At 49.8% G+C, this 2,187-nt stretch carries 2 protein-coding genes; one reads left to right on the forward strand and one right to left on the reverse strand.

Translation table 11 applies throughout. The features are described 5' to 3' along the window. Positions 1-1,572 (reverse strand): RNA/DNA-binding domain-containing protein (locus E1189_RS25860; RefSeq protein WP_155158398.1); only part of this gene is annotated, 1,572 nt, incomplete at its 3' end. An 84-nt stretch (positions 1,573-1,656) separates the two neighbouring features. Here E1189_RS25860 and E1189_RS01965 point away from each other — a divergent pair. Next, complete coding sequence (locus E1189_RS01965; protein ID WP_155158399.1) at positions 1,657-1,890, forward strand: hypothetical protein; 234 nt, start codon at positions 1,657-1,659, stop codon at positions 1,888-1,890. Positions 1,891-2,187: the final 297 nt, after the last annotated feature.

A 2,187-nucleotide genomic window follows, 5' to 3' on the forward strand; every position in this document is an offset into this window, starting at 1 on the left:
ACCAGAGCTCGGGCCGTTACTACCAGAGCTACCCTTGCCCGGAGTTAGCAATTCTGTCAGTTCATCTTGCCGTCTTGCTTGTTCAAGGAAATAAACAGTTCCACGACCAACCCCTTCTTGCAGCAACAATCCTTGCTCTGTCAGTTTTGCAAACAGCCGTGTCAGGTCGTGGGGATGAATATCCATGATCTGCATCATGCGCCCATGATCAATGGTTCTGTCTGCATAAGCCGTCACCAGCACAAGTCTTTCGTCTCTGGTTAGCTTGTCAAAGCGGTTACCAAGCTCTCTTTGTAGCTCATTGACTGCAGAGTCAGGAAGCAAACTGACCATATGCATCTCAAGCACAGTTTGCTCCGAGGGATCCAGCTTTTCCTGAATAAGTGGCTTTCTCCAGTGGAGGTCATCCCATCCTTGAAAAATTTTAGGGACTCCGGAGCCTGCTTGTTCACCCAATCCTACGAAGCGAAACATTTTATGCAGGTTGCGGTTCCGACAGTCACTCTCTCCTCCGAGAACAGCGATCTCTTGTGGAACACGCATCAGCCCTGGGTTTCGGAAGAAAAACATGTCCTGACGCTTTATAACTAACACAGAGGCACGGTTGCTGTAGTCAGCGTGCACCAGACAGTTCACAAAAGCCTCGCGCAGTGCCTTATGAACGGGTGTATCATCTTCTCGGGTCTCCCCTTTCAGAACAAAGGGGACTTTAAGATCTGCGGTCAGCTTTCCTATGACTTGTAAGAAAAAATCAAATAAGTTGCCTGACCAGCGACCATCCAGGGTTAAGCGGTCTGCCCAGCGCTCTTCCGCATCCCTTTGCTCCTGATAATCAAGCATGTAATAGGAAAAAGCCTCGTGGATAGAAGGCAGTTTTCCAAACATCAAAAGTCCGGCACGGCTCAAGCCGCTGATGTCTTTTTCCCGATCCTTTCCCCAGCCTCCGATAGTACGAAGAAACTCTTCATCTTCCAGCTGGTTCCAAGGGTGATCAGGATGACGGTTTGTATACATCTGCCGGTAGCGCTTCAGGGTATCCTGAGAAATATCATCCAGCCCAAAGCCTTTGAGAATTTCGCCATCGCGACTGTTCTCACCAGCTTCAGCCATCATCCGCTGTATGTTTTCCCTGTCTTCATGGGTGTCAGAACTATTGAGCCGTCGATAGGTGCCAGTTATAGGATTGTTTTTCAGGTAGACAGGTCGTTGTCTTCGTGTCGCACGGGGGATGTGAATATGAATGAGAGTTACACCCTCAATCTCGATCTCTTTTACGTACTTTTCCTGCAGTAGATTGATGCTGACCTGTTGAGGGTTATTTGCGCCATTCCACAGCTCATCAATAACCTTTACGGGGTTGCTTACCCCTACGATTTCAAATGTATGGTCAGAGTTCTCTTTCACACCTAACAGGACATCACCGCCCTGCGTATTGGCAAAAGCACTGTAGGTCGGCCAGAAGTCTCGCGGTAAAGAGCCGCCCCCATGCTTTCCCTGAGCGAGTTTACACTCAAGGTCGCAGGACTCTCTTAACTGGTGGATATCGTTGATAGTCGTGAGATCGAAGGTCACGGACACGCTTTCCTGAACAAGGCTCCAAAGGGCTAAGGTTACTAAAGAATTGAGATTTTAAGAACTACTACTGGGGAGCAGAAGATGGCCACCACAAACCCATGGAAGCAATTTCAGGGACTACTCCCCAAAGCGAGCCGGATTATTGGTACGGTCGCCAGTCATAACAGCAACGGGACAAGCACCATAACATTGCGGGATGGGTCAACAATGACCGCCAAAGGGCGGGGCGTCGGTGTGGGGCAGAAGGCGTTTGTCGAAGGCGGGGAAGTTGTGCGGGAAGTGCCTGATCTCCCGGTCTATAGCGCGCAGGTTTAACCCTGCCAGGCTGCTGAAAATCAGGCGGCACAGGTACACTAAAAACACGAAATGATCACGTTATGAGCTTTGACAAAATAACTTATACATAAATCAAACCCTTAGCGGTATGCGGACGCGGGTTCAAATCCCGCCGCCTCCACCAATTCTATCATCAGCCAGTTACACCACCCCACACGCAGTCACACGCTCCCACACACACCAAACCCTATGAAAACAGGGGTCTTGGCTTGCCTGTAAAAGTCACTGGCACTGTGTATATATGCGGTTACTGCTCAGGGAGCAAGCATCTGGTGC

This window comes from Parendozoicomonas verongulae, assembly GCF_009711465.1.
Lineage (GTDB): Bacteria > Pseudomonadota > Gammaproteobacteria > Pseudomonadales > Endozoicomonadaceae > Sansalvadorimonas > Sansalvadorimonas verongulae.

Bases quoted from the DNA above. Each gene is read 5' to 3' on its own strand.
- E1189_RS01965 (WP_155158399.1), top strand. From the start codon at position 1,657: ATGGCCACCACAAACCCATGGAAGCAATTTCAGGGACTACTCCCCAAA.